Source organism: Sphingopyxis sp., from assembly GCF_025869345.1.
Classification (GTDB): Bacteria; Pseudomonadota; Alphaproteobacteria; order Sphingomonadales; family Sphingomonadaceae; genus Sphingopyxis.
In genome coordinates this window covers 38,046-56,782 of record NZ_JAOZVW010000117.1, presented here as the reverse complement: position 1 = coordinate 56,782, position 18,737 = coordinate 38,046, and the positions used below count along the sequence as shown (strand labels likewise).

Annotated in this window: 13 protein-coding genes; 5 read left to right on the top strand and 8 right to left on the bottom strand. The window is 60.5% G+C overall.

Annotated features, from left to right (window positions below; genetic code table 11):
• Position 1: 1 nt before the first annotated feature.
• The 6 genes from tcuB to OJI97_RS12085 all read right to left on the bottom strand — a co-directional run bounded on the left by tcuB (position 2) and on the right by OJI97_RS12085 (position 7,324).
• Positions 2–1,174 carry a tricarballylate utilization 4Fe-4S protein TcuB gene (tcuB, locus tag OJI97_RS12110; RefSeq protein ID WP_297663804.1) on the bottom strand — a complete coding sequence of 391 codons (1,173 nt, stop codon included), beginning with the start codon at positions 1,172–1,174 and terminating at the stop codon, positions 2–4.
• A complete protein-coding gene (tcuA, locus tag OJI97_RS12105; RefSeq protein WP_297663802.1) occupies positions 1,161–2,543 on the bottom strand; it encodes an FAD-dependent tricarballylate dehydrogenase TcuA in 1,383 nt (460 codons plus the stop codon). The genes tcuB and tcuA overlap by 14 nt, the downstream gene beginning before the upstream one ends.
• 79 nt (positions 2,544–2,622) lie before the next feature.
• Positions 2,623–4,335, bottom strand: a complete 1,713-nt coding sequence (locus OJI97_RS12100) for a carboxylesterase family protein (protein ID WP_297663800.1) — start codon at positions 4,333–4,335, stop codon at positions 2,623–2,625.
• A 27-nt stretch (positions 4,336–4,362) separates the two neighbouring features.
• Positions 4,363–5,307, bottom strand: coding sequence for a LysR family transcriptional regulator (locus OJI97_RS12095; RefSeq protein ID WP_297663798.1), 945 nt, complete (start codon positions 5,305–5,307; stop codon positions 4,363–4,365).
• Positions 5,308–5,406: 99 nt separating this feature from the next.
• A complete protein-coding gene (locus OJI97_RS12090) occupies positions 5,407–6,120 on the bottom strand; it encodes a TetR/AcrR family transcriptional regulator (RefSeq protein WP_297663797.1) in 714 nt (237 codons plus the stop codon).
• A gap of 22 nt (positions 6,121–6,142) precedes the next feature.
• A complete protein-coding gene (locus OJI97_RS12085) occupies positions 6,143–7,324 on the bottom strand; it encodes a hypothetical protein (RefSeq protein WP_297663796.1) in 1,182 nt (393 codons plus the stop codon).
• Between the two features lie 150 nt (positions 7,325–7,474).
• Between OJI97_RS12085 and OJI97_RS12080 the strand changes: the two genes are divergently transcribed.
• The 4 genes from OJI97_RS12080 to OJI97_RS12065 all read left to right on the top strand — a co-directional run bounded on the left by OJI97_RS12080 (position 7,475) and on the right by OJI97_RS12065 (position 15,099).
• Entirely contained in the window at positions 7,475–8,743 is a 1,269-nt protein-coding gene (locus tag OJI97_RS12080) for an aminotransferase class III-fold pyridoxal phosphate-dependent enzyme (protein WP_297663795.1), read from the top strand.
• Positions 8,744–9,024: 281 nt separating this feature from the next.
• Entirely contained in the window at positions 9,025–11,859 is a 2,835-nt protein-coding gene (locus tag OJI97_RS12075) for a TonB-dependent siderophore receptor (protein ID WP_297663794.1), read from the top strand.
• 127 nt (positions 11,860–11,986) lie between these two features.
• Complete coding sequence (locus OJI97_RS12070) at positions 11,987–13,690, top strand: thiamine pyrophosphate-binding protein (protein ID WP_297663792.1); 1,704 nt, start codon at positions 11,987–11,989, stop codon at positions 13,688–13,690.
• A gap of 374 nt (positions 13,691–14,064) precedes the next feature.
• Complete coding sequence (locus OJI97_RS12065; protein WP_297663791.1) at positions 14,065–15,099, top strand: PIN domain-containing protein; 1,035 nt, start codon at positions 14,065–14,067, stop codon at positions 15,097–15,099.
• 232 nt (positions 15,100–15,331) lie between these two features.
• Here the strand turns inward: OJI97_RS12065 and OJI97_RS12060 are convergent, their stop codons facing one another.
• Together OJI97_RS12060 and OJI97_RS12055 are read right to left on the bottom strand one after the other, a co-directional pair.
• The gene (locus OJI97_RS12060) at positions 15,332–16,465 is read right to left on the bottom strand and encodes a hypothetical protein (protein ID WP_297663790.1); all 1,134 of its coding nucleotides are present in this window, start codon (positions 16,463–16,465) and stop codon (positions 15,332–15,334) included.
• Positions 16,465–17,094, bottom strand: a complete 630-nt coding sequence (locus tag OJI97_RS12055; protein WP_297663789.1) for a hypothetical protein — start codon at positions 17,092–17,094, stop codon at positions 16,465–16,467. The genes OJI97_RS12060 and OJI97_RS12055 overlap by 1 nt, the downstream gene beginning before the upstream one ends.
• Before the next feature lie 155 nt (positions 17,095–17,249).
• On the opposite strand from OJI97_RS12055, the gene OJI97_RS12050 reads away from it, so the two are divergent.
• Entirely contained in the window at positions 17,250–18,737 is a 1,488-nt protein-coding gene (locus tag OJI97_RS12050) for a sigma 54-interacting transcriptional regulator (RefSeq protein WP_297663788.1), read from the top strand.

Sequence of the window (18,737 nt, the reverse complement as noted above, 5' to 3'; positions counted from 1 at the left end):
TTTAACCCTTTTTCGTGGGAGGGCTGGAGGCGAAGCCATTACTTGCCTCGCGGTCAGCATGATGGCGCACGAGAGCCGTGAGCCTGAAGATACCGTGGACAAATTTGCTGTATGGCATCACCAAAAAGAAGGCCAAGACGACGCCGAGATGGACGGCGAGCGCGACGCCCATGACTTCGGTGCTGCGGACCGCTAAAAGGAGGAGGCCCGTTGCCGCTATGGCAAGCAGAAGCACCAACAGGGCAACATCCGGCCCAAGCAGTGCCGGTGATCGAGGAGCGTCTTCGCCGGCCAGCTTGAGCCAGAGTAGGCCGATCGCGCCCACGACCATTCCGATCCCCCCAACGGTCCCTAGGACGACCGGCAAGCTGAAAAGCGCATAGGGCGCCGGCCAGCCGAACATATGATCGTAGATCGTGCCCGTGGCTGTGGCCGCGAAACAAAGTCCGAAGCCATAGGCAAGGGCGTGATGAAATTTTCGCCGGGTCGTCGAAAATGTCTCGTCCGCGTCGTTACACCCCTCGCCGTCGCTGCCGCCGAGATATCGCAGAGTCGCCGCATCGCGTAGCGCCCGAAGAACCGGCACGTGCTGATAAAGAACCTTAATTCCCAGACCGATCGTCCGCGAAAAGCGAACGAGACTGATCGCCAGCGCCAGCGCGGAATAAAGAAATGTGGTCGCCGCGACGGCAATCATCGCCTGATAAGGAATAACGTTGTAAAACCCGCCGCCGGGCACCGATGCGTGTTTCGCGAAAAGTGCATCCCCGTTGAAGATGGCGGCAAGCAGAAGGACGCCGGTTATGCATGCCGCCGACAAGATGGAAATGATGAGCGCATTCTTGCGATAGAGAGCGGCGACCGGCCGGGGCCAAGCATGCTGCTCGTAGCTCTCGAGCCGCAACTCCGACAGCGCCTTTGGAACGTTTATTCCGAACTCATGCGGAGGGGCGTATTGGCAGGCGTAATAGCAACCTTGGCACGAGTGGCAGAGATTGGCGAGGTGGCTGAGATCGCCGCTGGCGAAATGACGCTGCAAGGTCATTGCAGGAAATACCGCGCAGAACCCTTCGCAATAGCGGCACGCGTTGCACACCTCCATAACGCGCTTGGCTTCCAGCTCCGGCGCCGACGGCAAGTCAGACAGCATTTTTACGAGATCAAAATCCTGCATGACGTGCGGCCTCCCAACCCGCGATGCGGCCGAATACGGTACCAATCGCCATTCCAAATCCAGCGAGATAACCTTGGCCGAGAATGCTGCCCGCCATGATTTCCCCCGAAGCAAACAGGTTTTTTGTCGGCTCACCTGTCTCCATGATGACCCGCGCACGGCTGTCTACCTTGACGCCGAGATAGGTGAAGGTGATCCCGGGCCGGAGAGGATAGGCGCTGAACGGGGGCACAATAATCGGTCGGGCCCAGTTGGATTTCCTTGGTTCGATTCCCTCGGTGTGGAGGTCGTCGAGATCTTGGCCGCCGAATTCGCCGGGCACGCATGCGGCGTTGAATTCGGCCACCGTGCGTTCCAGGGTTACGGGATTCAGACCGAGTTTCTCGGCCAGACCCGCGATCGTGTCCGCTTGCACGGGGGGGAACACTGACGGCATGAAGAGGTCTTCGGCCTGCCGATCGATTATGCTGAAAGCGATCTGATCAGGCTGCTGTGCCACCAAGCGACCCCATATGGCGTAACGCTTCGGCCACACATCTTCGCCTTCATCGTAGAAGCGCAAGGCGTCCTTGTTGACGACGATCGAGAAGGGAACGCAGTCCAGTCGTGTGACGATGCCGCCGTCGTATTTGGGCGCTCGCCCATCGATCGCGACAGCATGGCATTGGGTTGGATCTCCCACCGAGGCGACGCCTTGCTCCAACAGGTTCTTGAGCACCGTGCCAGTCGCATATGGCGTGCCCCGTACGATGAAGTTCGCCGCAGCAGGCCCCCATGCGCTTGAGAGCCAGTCAAGATTTGCCTGGAATCCTCCGGACGAGGCGATGGCAGCCTTGGCTTCCACTTCGACAGGGAATCCCCGGCTGCGCAATTGCAGACGCTGCACGACGCCTTGCTGAAGGTTGATCTCGGTCACCTCAGAATCATAGAGAATATCGACGCCTAGCCGTTCGGCCGTGGCGTAATATGCGTTTACAAGCGCCTTCCCGCCGCCAAGGAAGAATGCGTTGGTTCGCGATAAACTCAGCGTGCCCGACAGCGAGGGCTGGAAACGCACACCGCAGCGCGTCATGAAGGGAATAGCGTCGGTGGTGTTGCGGATAACGAGCCGCGCGAGTTCTTCGTCGGTGCGCCCCCCCGTGACGCGGACAAGATCATTCCAATATTCGTCCGCCGAATATTCACCGGTCAACGGCGACAGGGGACGTTCGTGCATCGTACGCATATTGCGTGTGTGACGACTGTTGCCGCCGCGCATGGCGCGCGGCGCATGCTCGATCACAAGAACCGAGGCCCCCGCTTCACGCGCCGTCACGGCTGCCGTCAATGCAGCGTTGCCACCTCCAATTATCGCGACGTCGTAGCGCAACTTACTTCCTTCTAGGCAGAGGGCACAGCCCGTCGCCCGCAAAGCGGGACGGCGTGCTGAAGCACGCACAGGCCGGGCGCTATTTTGAGGGTTGGCAGGCTTTGCTCGGCGAAACTCCAAGACCTTCCCCAGAGCCAACCTGCGAACCAAAAGTCATGATCTCCCCTCGCCGCTCGAAGCGCGGCCAGTGCGATTTCGTGCCCTGATCGGGGACCCCGTGCACCGCGAAGCTCACCCAGGCCGCGGACATTTCGGTCGCAAGTTTGATGTCCGACGCCCCGGCGCCGCCTTCGAGCGACCCAAACATAGATACGGACGACGGCCCCAGATTTGCGAAGACATAGGGAATTTCGTCTCCATGCGTGGCGGGGCGACGGCCGGCTCCTGGAATGCCCGTAAAGCGATATCTCCAAAGCGGCGTTCGCCATTTCGCGAAGGCTGCCGAGAGCAGCTCGATCCCGTTGTTGAACTGACTATCCCCAAAAAGACGGGCAACGGCGGCGGGGACGTCGGCGTCGGAGTTCGCGGGATAACAACGCTCCCATGCGTCCGCCTCGTCACCAAATTGTTCTGTGAGATAGGCTCGATATTCAAGGACCGTTTTGACCGGCAGGCGATCCGTAAAAGCGCGCCCTTCGTCGGCGTTTCCGCCGACCAGAACGGGTATCTTGCGGAAGGCCCCCTTGGCGAAGGCATCGACGTCAAGGGTGCGCAAAACATAGCCGTCCAGAATCGGACCCATCGGCCGCGGCTTGGTGAACTGGCGCGACATGGGTATTCGCGATTGCGCGATCTTCGTCAATTCGCCCGCATCGGCACGCCGTAGAGCAGAAATATCGGCTCCCAGTTCCAGCCCATTCGCTTCGCTTTCAGAAAGCGTGGCGAGCGGCCTGGCCAGACCCGGACTTTGCAGTATCGCCTGATTGAAGGCGCTCTCACTGAGCGGCGAGGTCAGGAGCAGTCCGAGCGCGCTCGCGCCGGCGGACTCGCCAAAGACCGTGACGCGGTTCGGGTCTCCGCCGAACTCCCTTATGTTGTTCTGAACCCATTTGAACGCCGCGAGCATGTCGAGAAGACCATAGTTGCCCGACACGCCATTCGGACTTTCCTTTGAAAGCGCCGGATGGGCAAGAAAGCCCAGAATCCCGGCGCGATAGTTGAACGTGACGACCACCACGCCCTTCTGCGCGAGCGCAGAGCCGTCATAATATGGCACCGCGCCAGAACCGCCGCTAAACCCACCGCCGTAAACCCAGATCATGACGGGGAGCCCCCCCTTACCGACCTGTTTGGGAGACCAGATATTCAGATAGAGGCAGTCTTCGCTCGTCCCGGCAGCCCGGCTCCCCTCTCTAAGCCGCTCGTTCCCGATGCAATCGGGCGCAAAGCGGCGGCCGTCCCTGGTGCCCGCCCACGCCCTCGGCGGAGCCGGCGGCCGCCATCGCAGGTCGCCGACCGGCGGAGCCGCGAAGGGTATTCCCAAAAAAGTCTCGACGTCGCCCTCGACGCCCTCGACGGCGCCCGACTGGGTATGACGAACGAGCTTCGGATCGTCAGTTTGCGCAGCCACGGGAATGGCAGTTGCGCCAAGCATGAAGGTCCAGGCGATGGCGGAGGCCCCCCGGGAAACGCTGATCCGCGCAAGCCACGTGGCGGGCGCAGCGGGGGACGCCCGGCCGCCACGGCATTGGTGCTCTTTCACACATTTCTCTCCCGCCTCGATGGACTGATATCCTGTGACCCAGCGGTATCTTCGCGTTCGTCTCTCAGCAAATGCAATGATCGTGAGCATCGATGCTGCAGGCGCATAGAACGCGTGTCACGATGCCCCATCTTCGCGAGACGCGATGTCGCCCAGATTGGCGGACGACCAGGCCGCGCGGAGCCGCGCAAGCAATTGCTGTGCGGCAGGGTGCATCGAGCCGGTGCGGCGCTGAACGATGCCGATCGTGCGTTGGACGACCGGCGCGACGACGGGGCGCCAGACGACCTCCGACCGACCCGAGCGGGGCATAACCATGCGGGGCATAACAGCGACACCCAATTGCGCATCGATCAATCCAAGCGCCGTCGTCAGATGCGCGACCTCATACCGCCATTCCAGCGCGATATTGTTGCGCGCGAGTTCGGCATCGAGCAACGTGCGGTTCCGGCTCGCACGGTGAACGGCGATCAGGCTTTCACCTTTCAATTGCGTCCATTCAAGGATCTCGAGCGACGCCAGCGGATGGCTTCGGTGGCATGCCAGGCCGAACGGGTCCTCGTGGAGCGCATCGAACCGCAGGCTTGATGGCAACAGGCTCTCGATGCTGATGCCGAACTCCGCCTCGCCGCTCGCAACCAGGTCCGCAGCCTCGACCGCCGGCACGTCAAGGATGCGGAGTCGGACCCTCGGATTTTGATCCATGTACAAGCGCGCAGCTCGCGGGAGAACATGGAAGGCGGCGGTCTGTACACAGGCAATCGTGATGTCTGTCCAGCGGAACTCCCGGACATTGGGCGACGCAAACAGCGACGTATCGACAAGTTCCAACGCTCGGTGGGCGACCGGGAGCAACTCTTTGCCGAGCGCCGTTTCGGCAAGCGACCGACTGGTCCGCTCGAACAACGGACCGCCCACGAGACTCTCGAGGCGCTGGATTCTCCGGCTGAGCGCGGGCTGCGATTGATTCAGAAGCCGCGCGGCGTGGCTAAAACTTCGCGTTTCATACACCGCAACAAATGATCGCAGATCGAGTAACTCACAGTTGAACTTGCTGGCCACGTTGACATCTGCCTCGTTGATTGCGGCTGACTTCGCAGGGCCTGGTCGAACCAGGCGACATCCCTTCGACAGAAGAGCGTTGGTTTATCGCGGGGCCTCCTAACCGACCGAACTCAGAACCGAACTCAACGCAACGGACATTCCTGCATATCGTTGAACGGATTCACGCTGTGGCGTTCGCTCGGGCAGATAGTGTCGGCAATAGGCAATGCAAGCCGCTTGCCCCTCCCGAAGAAAATCCGACGTAATTTCACCGAACCGGCGAAAGGAGACGGCCCATACCGCGTCGAGAATTGCGAAGCAGATCGTGAACATGAGAGCCTCATTCTCCATTTGCGGCATATGGAAAATGCCGTTGTATCTGCCATACATGGAGCTCACGATTTCCTCGGAGTATCGCTCGTCAAGCTTTCTGGCCTCGACCCCGCCATATCCGCCGAACAGAAGCTTGAGGGCGGGCGGGTGGCTATTATAATAGTCTCGCGCCCTGATCTGATCCAACTTCATCAGGTCCTGCCAGCTTTCGAGCTGGCCGATGTCGACTTCCATCGCGTCGAGATTCCGGAGCCCCTCCAGATAGCGGCGCATCAGAGCGAGATGAGCCACTTCCTTGGTCGGAAAGAAATGATAGACGGACGACGGTGAGGCACCCGCTTCCTCTGCAATCTGATAGAGACCGACCTGATCGGGGTCTAGATCGACCAACAGCCTGTCGGTCGCATCAAGCAAGGACTCGTAACGAGCAAGACCTCGCTCGCTTTTAGGACTGCGCGGCCGCTTTGCCGCGCTACGAAGCTTGACCTGCGATGTCATCGCGAACCCCGATCCGTCTTTTTCATACGTCCACCGTTTCAGCGATCACCTTTCCGCGCGGTTGAAACAGGGAAGCGCAAAGATACAGAAGCGCGCTGGCCAGCAACAAGGTCGAACTCCCCACAAAGATCCAGCGCAAGTCGGTCGCCCCGGCAAAGCGAGAGAGCAACAAGGGCCCCGCGCTCAACCCGACGAGGGCGATCGGCGTCAGCAGTACAGCAAGCTGCCGGCTGTTATCTATCGCGATCGCGAAGCGGATTTGGAAGGGCTGCATCGCCAACCAGAACAGGCCGAAAGCACAGGAAGCGGAAATAAACCAGCTTGGCTGATCGGCCACCGCCAATGCGATCACGTTGCCCGCCTGAAGCAGGCTCCCCGCGATTAAGGCGAAGCGATATCCGACCCGCCCACCGATCCAAGCGGCCAGCCAAGCCCCGCCTACCTGGCAAAGCAAACTCCCGGAAATGGCGATACCGATCGTTTCTCCCGAAAATCCGTGCTGCGCAGCCAGTCGCTCCAGATAGCTCCATGCGGCACCGACCCCCGAGAATTGAACGAATGCCGCCATCGAAATGACGATCGCCGCGGGTGACCACTGCAAGTCGTCGTTAACGGTCGTCGGATCGAGCTCAACGCGATCGACGAGGCACAGAGCCGCGATCGCGGCGATCGCCGCGAGAATGCCCAGGATCGTGAAGCCGCCTGCGCTCCCCCAGCGCGGAATAATCTCCGTCGGGAGCAAATAAGCAGATATTACCTGCGGTATCGTCTGCGCGCCCAGAAATATTCCGCTCAGCCGGTCCGGCCGCCGATTATGAGTCATGATCAGGATCGCCGCGCTGAGCGAAAGACCTTCCAGGGCTCCCGCTGCCGCTCGGCAAGCCACGATGGGCAAATCGAAACCCGGCAACGTCAATCCGAAGTTGATTGCGGCGAGCATTAAGCAGAGTGCCGCGCATTTCGCCCGCAGATATCCCGTCTTCATAAGAACGGGTCCGATGCATGTTCCCGCCGCGATCGCCAGTATTTCCACCGTTGCCGCCGATCCCAACCCCTCGGCGGGAATACGCCCCTCCTCTACAAGGGCGCCGAGAAGGATGGGCTGTATTCCAAGCACCATCAAGGCGGCCGTGCCAACGATCATTGCCGCGACGACTACGGTGAGCGCCTCGTGGGGCGGCGCCTTGTCGCTGACGTTCCGCATAGATTTCCCCGTCCTCCCTGCCCCGCTATCCCGTCGTCCGATTGCGCATTGTGTATAATTATACAGTATATTACAAGATATATCTCTTTCAGATCACGAATCGTTGAATTTCGTGGATTTTTACCCATTATTTATCGCGAGAGGTGCATTATGGCGAACGGAACAAGGCAGAAAGATCTCAGAGAACGCGCCGAACGGGTCATTCCGGGCGGGATGTACGGCCACGAGTCGACACGGTTGCTGCCGCCAGAATTCCCCCAGTTCTTCAGGCGCGCGCTGGGGGCACGAATTTGGGACGCCGACGAGCAGCCCTATATCGACTATATGTGCGCGTATGGGCCAAATTTGCTCGGTTACCGGCAATCCGAAATCGAAGCCGCGGCTGATGCGCAGCGACTTCTCGGCGACACCATGACCGGTCCTTCGGAGATCATGGTCAACCTCGCCGAAGCCTTTGTGGGCATGGTCCGTCATGCGGATTGGGCGATGTTCTGCAAAAATGGCAGCGATGCCACCTCAACGGCGATGGTTCTCGCGCGTGCCCATACGGGGCGCAAAACCATATTATGCGCCAAAGGCGCCTATCATGGCGCTTCCCCGTGGAACACTCCGCATACTGCCGGGATTCTCGCTTCCGATCGCGTGCATGTCGCATATTATACCTATAACGACGCCCAAAGCTTATCGGACGCGTTCAAGGCGCACGATGGCGATATTGCGGCTGTCTTTGCCACACCTTTCCGACACGAAGTATTTGAGGACCAGGCCCTCGCCCAGCTTGAGTTCGCGCGCACCGCTCGAAAATGTTGTGACGAGACCGGTGCGCTTCTGGTCGTTGACGATGTGCGCGCAGGTTTCCGGGTGGCGCGCGATTGCAGCTGGACGCATTTGGGTATCGAACCCGATCTCAGTTGCTGGGGAAAATGCTTTGCGAATGGCTATCCGATCTCCGCCCTGCTGGGCTCGAACAAGGCGCGCGATGCGGCGCGGGATATATTTGTGACCGGCTCCTTCTGGTTCTCTGCGGTACCGATGGCGGCCGCGATCGAAACCCTCAGGATCATTCGAGAGACGCCTTATCTCGAAACGCTGATCGCCAGCGGCGCCGCCCTGCGGGCAGGCCTGGAGGCACAGTCTCAGCGCCATGGTCTTGAGTTGAAGCAGACGGGCCCGGCGCAGATGCCGCAGATATTCTTTGCGGACGATCCCGATTTTCGGATCGGCTATGCGTGGGCCGCGGCGTGCCTGAAGGGCGGCGTCTATGTTCATCCCTATCACAATATGTTTCTCTCTGCGGCCCATACAGTTGACGATGTAACGGAGACCCTCGAGGCGACGGATCGCGCGTTCAGCGCGGTCCTCAGAGATTTTGCGTCTCTCCAGCCTCATCCCATTTTAATGCAACTCGCCGGTGCTTGAGGGGCGGCGACGCGAAAGCCACGTCGATGCCGCCAACCGCGTGGCCGATGCCGGACGTCATGCCGCAACTGTTCAGCAAAATCCCTGATTATTGGCACTTTCAGCTACCGCGCCGGTCTATGCGCGAAGTGCAATGAAGCCTCCGATCATTGCATTTGATGTTCAAATTGCGGGTCCTTAGGCCCGACGCTTAGCCTCCGACCGGACCGTGGTGGGCGACGGCGGCGTCAAGAAACAAGGGGACTCAAACGGAGTCCCTATCAATTCGGGAGGGACTGCAGATGTATCGGAAGTTCAGAATCGAAAAGCCCGGCAAGGCAAATAGTTTGCTCGGCGCAGTAGCGCTCGGCACCCTCGCATTTCCCGTCTCTGCCAGTGCTCAGGATAGCGATCCCGCATCGATAGGTCAGCCGGACGAAGCGGACACGGACCGGGGAACGAGCGAAATCGTCGTGACCGGCAGCCGCCTCCAGAACGGCTTCAATTCGCCGACGCCGGTTACAGCCGTATCCAGCGAGCAGTTGAAGGAGGCATCTCCGACCAACCTTGCCGACGCACTCAACCAGCTGCCCGTGTTCAACGACAGCTTGAAGACCTCCAACCCTGGCACGACACCCGGAACGGGGAACAGCGGTCAGAACCTGCTCAACATGCGCGGCCTCGGGTCAAACCGGAACCTCGTCCTGCTGAACGGCAACCGCTTCGTCGCGACCAATTTCACAGGCTCGGTCGATATCAACGTGCTGCCGCAGGCGTTGGTCAAGCGCGTCGATGTCGTGACGGGCGGCGCCTCGGCCGCCTACGGTTCCGATGCCGTTTCGGGCGTCATCAACTTCGTGCTCGACGAAGATCTGGAAGGCATCAGGGCCGAGCTCCAGTCGGGTGTTTCAACCCGCGGCGACCTCCCGTCCTACGGCGGTTCGATCGCCTTCGGCACTTCGTTTGCCGACGACCGGTTGCACTTGCTCGGCAGCTTCGAATATTTTCGACAGGACGGAATCCGGGCCGATGAAGCAACGGGTCGCCGCTGGTTCGACATCGCCGCCGGCCAATATCCCGTGCCCGGCGCTACGACAGGCGTCACGGTCGTGCCCGATATTCGCAGTTCTCGCGGATCCTACGGCGGACTTGTCACGTCCGGCCCTCTGAAAGGCATCGCGTTTTTGCCCGGAGGAGTCCTAGGGACCTTCGACTACGGGAATTTTACGAGCTCGTCGTTCCAGAGCGGCGGCGATGGACCGCGCGTGAATATCGGCTTCGCCCCGGATCAGCTTCGCTACAACGCGTTCCTACGCGCCGCATATGATGTGTCCGACACTGTGCAGGTGTATGCGGAGGGCACCTATGCTTATTCCCACACCAACCTGGGTGCATTCGTAATATCGCATGTCGGTGGCTCGAATAATTTCCGGATCTTCCGTGATAACGCCTTCCTTCCGGCTCCACTCGCGACGCTCATGGACAGAAATGCCCAGGCTTCGATCGTTGTCGGTCGCTTCTCAAGCGACTTTCCCTTGGTCGAAATCGAGAATTTCGCAAAGGTCTACCGCGGCGCTGCCGGCTTCCGGGCAGACATTGGCAATGGCTGGAAACTCGATGGCTCGGCCTCCTTTGGCCTTACGGACCTCGAGCTTCGTGAAAACAATCTCACCATCAACCGCAATCTCTACGCCGCCGTCGATGCGGTCCGCGATCCCGCGGGCAATATCGTCTGCCGTTCAACACTGGCCGGCCTCGACCAAGATTGCGTGCCGCTCAATCTCTTCGGCACAGGCTCGCCGAGCGCGTCGGCCATCGACTATGTCACCGCTGATGGCGTCGCTCAGCTGAGGCTTGAGCAATATGTGGCGGGACTCACGATTTCCGGCGACCTCGGCGATAGCCTGTCGTTCGGCGCGGGCCCGGTCTCGGTCGCCGCTGGTATCGAATATCGCAAGGAGAAGGCCCGGCAGGAAACCGACGCGATATCGCAGGCGACGACCTCGATCACGGGAATCAGGGGGGCTCCGGCGGCGCAGGCAGGTCGGCCTGGAGGCTTCAATCTCTACAACCCACTTCCCTTCTCGGGAAGCTATGACATCAAGGAAGGTTTTGTCGAAATCGGCGTCCCGATTCTGAAGGACAGCGCGCTGGGACGTTCGCTGAACTTAAACGGCGCCGTCCGATATGCCGATTACAGCCAGTCCGGTGGAGTAACAACCTGGAAGCTGGGCGGAGAATATGAGCCGATCGACGGCCTCAGGTTCCGCGCGACCCGTTCGCGAGATATCCGCGGGCCAAGCCTTGTCGAGCTATTCGACCCCGGCCGTCAGGCGACGCTCAATTCAATTTATGGCGGACAGGCTGTGCAGACGCGGTTCTTTACCGCCGGCAACGCGGATTTGCGCCCTGAAAAGGCGGACGTCCTTACATTCGGCGCGGTGCTACGCCCCGCCTTCGTGCCGGGGTTTCAGTTTTCGGTCGATCGCTATGTGGTGAAGGTGAAGGGCGCGATCGATTTCCTCCTTCCCCAGCAGGAAATCGACGCGTGCGATGCAGGAAACACCTTCTTCTGCGACCTCATAACGGAGAATCCGGACGGCACCATCACAGTGACGGGTCCCAATCTCAACCTGGCTGTCCAGAAAGCGGCGGGAATTGACTTCGAGGCCTATTACTCACGCCCCGTCGGCGGCGGCACGTTCAGTCTTCGTGCGCTGGCAACGCACCATACCTCTGCCTATCGCATCGCGACCGGCTCGGCGCCCATCCGTTCGCTCGGACAACCGGACACGCCAAAATGGTCGGCCAACTTCCAGGCGCGATATTCGACCGACGATTGGGCGCTTCTCGTGCAGCAGCGCTTCATCGCAGCATCGGTGTTCAATGCCGACAATGTGGAGGGCGTCGATACGAATTTGAACCACGCTCCGGCGGTTTGGTACACCGACGCGACATTGACCTTCGACATCGCGGCTTTTGGCCAGAAGCAGCAGCTGTTTCTATCGGTCAATAATTTGTTCGACCGAGATCCGCCAATAGCGACGAACGACCCCAGCAGTTTTTCCAGCCCGACCAGCTCTGCCTATGATCCGGTCGGCCGCTATTTTAATGTCGGGGTCCGTTTCCGGATCTGAGAGTTATGCGCGACAGGGTAAGGTGCGGCCATCCAACTCCACTCAGTCGGTTGGCCGATCAGCGCATCAACTAACCACAGCGAATGTGCCGGAACCTGGGCACTCACCTTTCGTACTGGAGATCGTCATGCGCCTCACGGGCGGAGAATTATTGGCACGATGTTTGGCCGTCGAAGGCGTCCGGTATGTCTTCGGCCTCATGTCGCCGGAGGTGGATCCGCTCCTGGCTGCGCTCGAAGACAATGGGATATTGTTCGTCCCGGTGCGGCACGAGGCCGCCGCAGCCTATATGGCCGAGGGCATTTACAAGACCACCGGACAGGTCGCCGCGATTGTCACGAATCCGGGTCCCGGTACGGCAAACCTTCTGCCTGGAGTCGTGACGGCACGCCACGAAGGGGTTCCCTTCGTCGCAATAACGTCCCAGCATCAACTTGGTGTCGTTTATCCCTGCACGCCAAAAACCTTTCAGGGACAAGACCAGATCGACCTCTTTCGACCCGCGGTTAAATGGGGCGCACCCATCTTCGCCTGGAACCGGATTGTCGAAATCACCCATATGGCGTTCCGGGAAATGTGGGCCGGCAGGCCGGGACCCGTTCAGTTGGAAATCCCGATGTCTGTGATGTATGCTGTGGGCGACGAGGACACGGTAGAAGTTTCCGATCCCGACAGCTATCGGGCCCCCGCACCGCAAGCGGGCCGCCGTCAGATCGCCCAAGCTGCGGCCATGTTGCGTGAGGCCAGGCGCCCGCTGCTCCTCGTCGGGTCGGGCGTCGATCGGGCCAACGCCGGGCCGCTGGTAGAGAAGCTTGCAGCGCAACTGGGATGCGGCGTCGTTACGACGCTGGCCGGCCGGTCGGCATTCCCCCACGATCATCCGCATCACCTTTACGGATATGGCGCGGGTGCGGACTTGGCGCGGCAGGAAGCCGACATATTGCTGGCGCTCGGAACGCGGCTCGGAAACATCGATACACCCTATAGCAAATATTGGGGCGACGGAACGGATCAGCAGCTGATCCATGTCGACCTCGACCCCCGGAATTTGGGAGCAACGCGTCCCCTCTCACTTGGAATCGTTTCCGATCTCAGCATCGCTCTGGAGGATCTACTCTTCGAACTCGGGACGCTCCCGGGAAGGGACGGCGGGATTGAGGATCTCGAGCGCTACCGAAGCGCCGAAGTCGATTGGCGTCACCAGCAGTTCGTCGATACGCGCGATTACCAGGGGGCTGCACTTCATCCCGCTCATGTAATGGACCAGATTGGCTCCGTATTTGGACGCGAGGCCATCTATGTGGCCGATGGTGGATTCACGAGCCTTTGGGCACATTTCAGGCTGCCCCCTACCCGTGCCCGATCTTATCTCAACATTCTTGAAATGGGAATGCTGGGCACCGGAATTCCCAGTGCTGTGGGCGCGAAGCTGGGCAATCCCGATCGCGACGTCATCTGCGTCACCGGCGACGGGGCGGCGGGCTTCCATTTGATGGAACTTCAATCCGCAGTTCGGCAGCGCGTAAAAACTATCACCATTGTCTTCTCGGAAGGATCCTGGTCGATGGAAGTGCCTAATGAAGAGGCGCGCTACGGCAAGACGTTCGGCACCGAAATGGGGCCGATACGCTGGGACCAGGTCGCGATGGGGCTGGGATGCGCCGGCTATTTCGCCGAAACAGCGCACGCGTTCGAGGCAGCCCTAAAGTCCGCGCTAAGCGACGAACTTCCAGCGGTCATCTGCGTGAAAACCGACAGGCATGCCAATCTTTCGGTGCCTCCCGAAATCGCACTTCGCTTCCATGAAGGATACCAGGGCTTCAGCATGTAGACGGGGAACGGCGCTCCCGCTTGCACGTCGGGCGAAGCGCCCGAAGATGGGAGCATGGGGTAGATCGTGGCTCGCAGCGCAGCGATAAGTTGGCGGCATGTTCCGAAAGCATTGAGCATCGCGACGGCGAGCCCCGAATGAAGGCAGATCATGATCGATGTCGGACAGGCAGCTTTTCGCGGCGATTGCCATGTCGGTGAGACCGTCTGCCTATCTGCGTCTGGCCGATGGCGGACAGGCGGCTTTTGGCGAGAGGCTGGTCCTAAGCTGTCATTGCGGGTTCAATGGTTGCCGCGGCGTAGCGTGCGCCGCCACCGGTCAGAAGCGTGACGCGCAGACTGGCGACCGCAAGGAGTGATCGCTACGCTCGTGACATGAAACTATTCCTACTGATCGACACCTGCGTTTGGCTCGACCTGACCAAGGATCCTCGCCATCTGCCTCTGCTCGACGCGATGTTTGCCATGACAGAGGCGGATGAAATCCAGTTCATTGTGCCGCAGATAGTCCTCGACGAGTTCGCACGTAATCGTGATCGGGTCATGGCTTCCAGCCGCGCCAGCCTGTCGAGCCATTTCAAGCGAGTAAAGGACGCGGTCGTGCAGTTTGCGCCCGAAGACGGTCGCGACGACATCATTAGACAGTTAAACGAAGTTGATCATCGGATCGCTACGGGGGGTGAGGCGGTGAATGAGGCAGTAGGGCTGATAGAGAAGTTGTTCTCTACGACTGAACCCGTGCCGGTTAGTGAAAGTATCAAGGCTCGCGCGGCAGACCGTGCCATTGCGAAAGTCGCGCCGTTCCACCGCCAGATCAACGGTATAGGAGACGCGATCATTATTGAGACATATATCGATGCTCTGTCTGAGCGGAACGATGATGACGTGCTCGCCTTCGTCACCCACAACATCCACGATTTTAGCCAAAAGGCAGGAGATACCCGCCTCCCACATCCCGACCTAGCACCTCTTTTCGACGAGGTACACTCGCGTTACTCGACTAACTTAGGAGTCCTTGTCAGCGAATTCGCCAGCGACCTGATCGAGGAAATCACCTTCGACCGAGAGTACAGTCAAGAGTCTCGCGCCCTTTCCGAACTACTAGAGGCCGAGGACAAGCTGACCACGCAGATCTGGTATGGGCGGAAGTGGGGCATCATCGACGCGGTAGAGAGTGGCCGGGAGAAGAAGGTGCCGCGTGAGGTCTGGGAAGCAGCCACACGCGAGGAGCAGCGCGGCATGATCATCGACACGATCTGGGACGGCATGATCGCGGCGATGAAGCGGGCGGAAGAGCAGTATCCAGACGAACTCGGTCCTTGGAGCGACTTCGAGTGGGGGATGCTCAGCGGCAAGCTGTCTGCGATCCGTTGGGTGTTGGGTGACGAATGGGATATGCTGGACACGTAGACAGCCGCTGGGTTGCCGCGCGCCATACCCGCCGAGACCCAGCGCTATGTCGCGGCGGTGAGCGCGGATAGGTTGACGCTCCCTGCTTCCCGTAAAGCGAATATCCAGCCAGCCTTCACCGGACAGGGCGGCAGCCTGTTTCTTACCCGGCGCACGGACGCAGCCTCCGTGACCGCCGAATGACCCCTGCCCGATCCCCAGACAATCGCGGGGACCGGGTCGGGTCATGCTGTCAGGCGGCGTCCGGGATATAGGCCTTGCGCAGCGCCTCGGCGATGATTTGCTGCGTCGGTGCCTGCAGACTGCGGATGACGTTCGACTGCTCGCGCGCTACCTCGCCGGCGAGATTGTCGAGTTCGACCGAGATCGCCCGCAAACCGTCGATCTTGTCGTCAGTGTTCAGGATGGCACGGGTGCCGTCGGGCGTACGCAGTTGCCGGGCGCTGTCCTTGTTGTTCCAGCACCAGTCGAAAAAGCGCTGCGTCTCCGCGAGGATCGAAAGCTCGAACTGATAGCCCGCGCGGAGCATCGCGCGATCGGCATGGTAGAGAAGCGCAGCGATGTCGAAGCTCGGCAGCTTCATCGCCGCCTGTTCATCCTCGGCGTCATTCTTGACATTTTTCGTCAGCCGGATCGCCTTCTTGAGCCCGCCCAGCGTTGAACCGTCGGTCTCGTTGATCCGGTGAATGTGAAGAAACGGCAGGTTCTCGATCGTCGTGGGAACATGCTTGTTGAGGATCGTCACGCCTCGCTCATGTTCCTGCTGCGCCGCCTGATAGTCGATATTGTCATGCCAGTGCGACGGCACGACGTCGACCGGGCGAGGCAGAGAGCCCCCCGACATCGCAATGGCCTTGCCGCCGGTGCAGTCCACCGTGACGGCGGGATAGGCAGCCGTCAGCACCTTCTCGGCCTCGCGGCGGAGTTCGAGAAGGACGTCGACCGGGCGGCGATCGCTCGGCCTGTACCAGCCCGCCCGCGCCAGCGCCCCGCCTTGGGTATAGGTCAAAAAGGACCCCGCCAGCGTCAACAGGTCCACATCGCTGACGCCGCGAATATGGACGTCGAGCGGAACTGAGCCCTGCAGGCGCAGGTCGACGTCCATCGAGAGTCCCTGCTGGAGCTGCTTGCCGACACGAATCGCGGTCTCGATCGAAATGTCGGTGTAGCGCTTCTCGACCGGCTGCATCGCCCCGAGGGCGTAGCGGGTGAAGGGCTGCGTCGTGGCGCGCTTCTCCCACTTCTCGAGGACCATGCTGTCGTTGACGATCGAGGCGGCAAATTCCTTGCCGACCCGGTCGAGACGGTCGGTGCCCTTGCGGCGCTTGTTGAGATTGGTCAGGCGATCATTGATATTGCGAGCCATTACTTGGCCTCCTTCACGAGTTTCATGGTTCCAAAAGTGTTCCGGCCGCGGCCGTTGAAATATTCGCCCGATGCGGAGCTGCCGTCAGGGGCGAAGATGAGTTCGGCAAAGCCGTGGTGTGCGGCGAGATCGGTCTCGCCCACGCGCGGGTGGTTGCGGTAGTGATAGAGCAGCCGGTATCCGACCGCCGCATCGTAGAGGAGCGCCGCCGCGACGCTGTCGGACGAGGACTGGCTGGTCTCGAGATGGACGCGGATGCGATCCCACGACTGAACGATCGTAATCTTGGCGTTCCAGGGAAAGGGCGGGTTCTTGTCGAGGCTCACGCCTTCACACACCCAGCTTCCCGCAAGATGCGGAACCTTCAGCAAGCGACCGAGCGGACCGATGCGCCAAGCGTAATGATCAAAGAGCCAGTAGAGCAGGGTGTAGACCATTCCCGCGCCGACGAGCGAGAGAACGGCGGGCGGGAGGTTGGCGTTGATCCCGAAGGAGCGGGCGAGGTCGATGGCGGACAGCAGGACGAAGACCGCTGCCGCCGAGATCGTGGCGGACGCGCGGGCGATCCATTTTCCGACGGCCGAACGGTTGTAACCGCCGAGCAGGGCATATTCATGTTCGAGGGGCATTGCGGGTTAATTCTCCTTTCACGTTGATGGTGACGGAGACTTCGCAGGAAGCGTGCCAATTCGGGTTTGCGCGGTAATCTGCCAATATTTTTATCTGCAGCCATCGCTCAATGATAAAATATTCGCCAATATGATATGATTTGTTATTGTGTGGGATGCGGATTCTTTTTGCCTGGATTGGCCGCGCCGACCTCGATGCCGAGCAGCGATCTTTCGTCGGTCCCATATTGGACGCGCTGCGCAGCCGCCCGTTCAACGCCGCTTACCTTCTGTGCAACTGGCCCGAAGCGGAAATGGAACGCTATCGCGACTGGCTCGCGCGCGAGGCGCCAACCGTCCGCATCGTTGCGCGGCTTGCCCTGCTTCCGCAGCCCAACGCCTTCACCGAAATCTACCGCCACGCTTCCGCGTTCATCGCCGAGGCGCTGGAGTCGGCTGGTCCGATGACCGCGCTCACCTTCCATCTCAGCCCCGGCACACCTGTCATGGCGTCAGTTTGGCTCTTGCTCGCAACCTCGCGTTTTCCCGCCGAGCTCATCGAATCATCGGCGGGGTCGCTCAACACCGTCCAGCATCCGTTCAACTTGCCGGCCGAGATTCTTCCGGACCTGTTGCGCGAGCCTGATCGTCGCCTCGCCGAATCCTCGGCCGAACGCCCGGGCGCGGAAAGCAGTTTCGGAGCGATCGTCAAGCGAAGCCCAGCGATGAAACGCGTTGTGGCGCTCGCGAGAAAGGCAGCTCCGCGCAATGTGCCGCTCCTCATCGAGGGGGAATCGGGTACCGGCAAGGAGCTGATGGCGCGCGCCGTTCATTCAATCAGCCCGCGCGCGGACAAGGCCATGGTCGTGGTGAACTGCGGTGCGATCCCCGCCAATCTCGTCGAATCGCGGCTTTTCGGGCACAATAAGGGCGCCTTTACCGGCGCTGACCGGGCGCAGCCGGGCTGCTTCGAGGAAGCCGACGGTGGCACCCTGTTCCTTGACGAGGTGGGCGAGCTGCCGCTTTCAGCGCAGGTCGCGCTCTTGCGCGTGCTCCAGGAAGGAGAGGTAACGCGCATCGGCGAAAATATCGTGCGCAAGGTCGATGTGCGGGTCATCGCCGCGACCAATCGCGACCTTTTTGCCGAGACGATCGAGCGGCGGTTTCGCGAAGACCTTTTCTATCGCCTCGCCGTCCTGCGCATCCATTTGCCGCCCTTGCGAGAGCGGGAAGGCGATTTGCCGCTGCTACTCGACGAGCTGCTGGCCCGCATCAACGAAGAGATGGCGGACGATCCGCTCTTCAAGGCGAAGGATCTCGATGCCGGGGCGCGCGCCCTACTCCTGGACCAGCGTTGGCCGGGAAATATCCGGGAACTCCAAAATACTTTGCGCCGCGCCCTTGTATGGTCAGATCGGCAGATGCTGCAGGCCGACGACATCGCGGATGCGCTCTTGCCAGAAATTGTCCCGCGAACCGATGACATATTGGACCGGCCAATCGGCAAAGGGTTCAATCTGGATCGAATTCTTCGCGACGTGGAAACCCATTATATAAGTCGCGCGCTCGATAGTGCCGGCGGAAACAAGTCGCGTGCGGCTCGACTTATCGGCTATTCCAGTTATCAGCAGCTCGATGCGCGGCGCGCGAAGCTCGGTTTGTAA

Excerpts from the sequence above, each read along its gene's own strand:
- tcuB (WP_297663804.1), bottom strand. The coding sequence starts at position 1,174 with ATGCAGGATTTTGATCTCGTAAAAATGCTGTCTGACTTGCCGTCGGCG.
- OJI97_RS12100 (WP_297663800.1), bottom strand. The coding sequence starts at position 4,335 with ATGCTCACGATCATTGCATTTGCTGAGAGACGAACGCGAAGATACCGC.
- OJI97_RS12090 (WP_297663797.1), bottom strand. The coding sequence starts at position 6,120 with ATGACATCGCAGGTCAAGCTTCGTAGCGCGGCAAAGCGGCCGCGCAGT.
- OJI97_RS12085 (WP_297663796.1), bottom strand. The coding sequence starts at position 7,324 with ATGCGGAACGTCAGCGACAAGGCGCCGCCCCACGAGGCGCTCACCGTA.
- OJI97_RS12080 (WP_297663795.1), top strand. The coding sequence starts at position 7,475 with ATGGCGAACGGAACAAGGCAGAAAGATCTCAGAGAACGCGCCGAACGG.
- OJI97_RS12075 (WP_297663794.1), top strand. The coding sequence starts at position 9,025 with ATGTATCGGAAGTTCAGAATCGAAAAGCCCGGCAAGGCAAATAGTTTG.
- OJI97_RS12070 (WP_297663792.1), top strand. The coding sequence starts at position 11,987 with ATGCGCCTCACGGGCGGAGAATTATTGGCACGATGTTTGGCCGTCGAA.
- OJI97_RS12065 (WP_297663791.1), top strand. The coding sequence starts at position 14,065 with ATGAAACTATTCCTACTGATCGACACCTGCGTTTGGCTCGACCTGACC.
- OJI97_RS12060 (WP_297663790.1), bottom strand. The coding sequence starts at position 16,465 with ATGGCTCGCAATATCAATGATCGCCTGACCAATCTCAACAAGCGCCGC.
- OJI97_RS12055 (WP_297663789.1), bottom strand. The coding sequence starts at position 17,094 with ATGCCCCTCGAACATGAATATGCCCTGCTCGGCGGTTACAACCGTTCG.
- OJI97_RS12050 (WP_297663788.1), top strand. The coding sequence starts at position 17,250 with ATGCGGATTCTTTTTGCCTGGATTGGCCGCGCCGACCTCGATGCCGAG.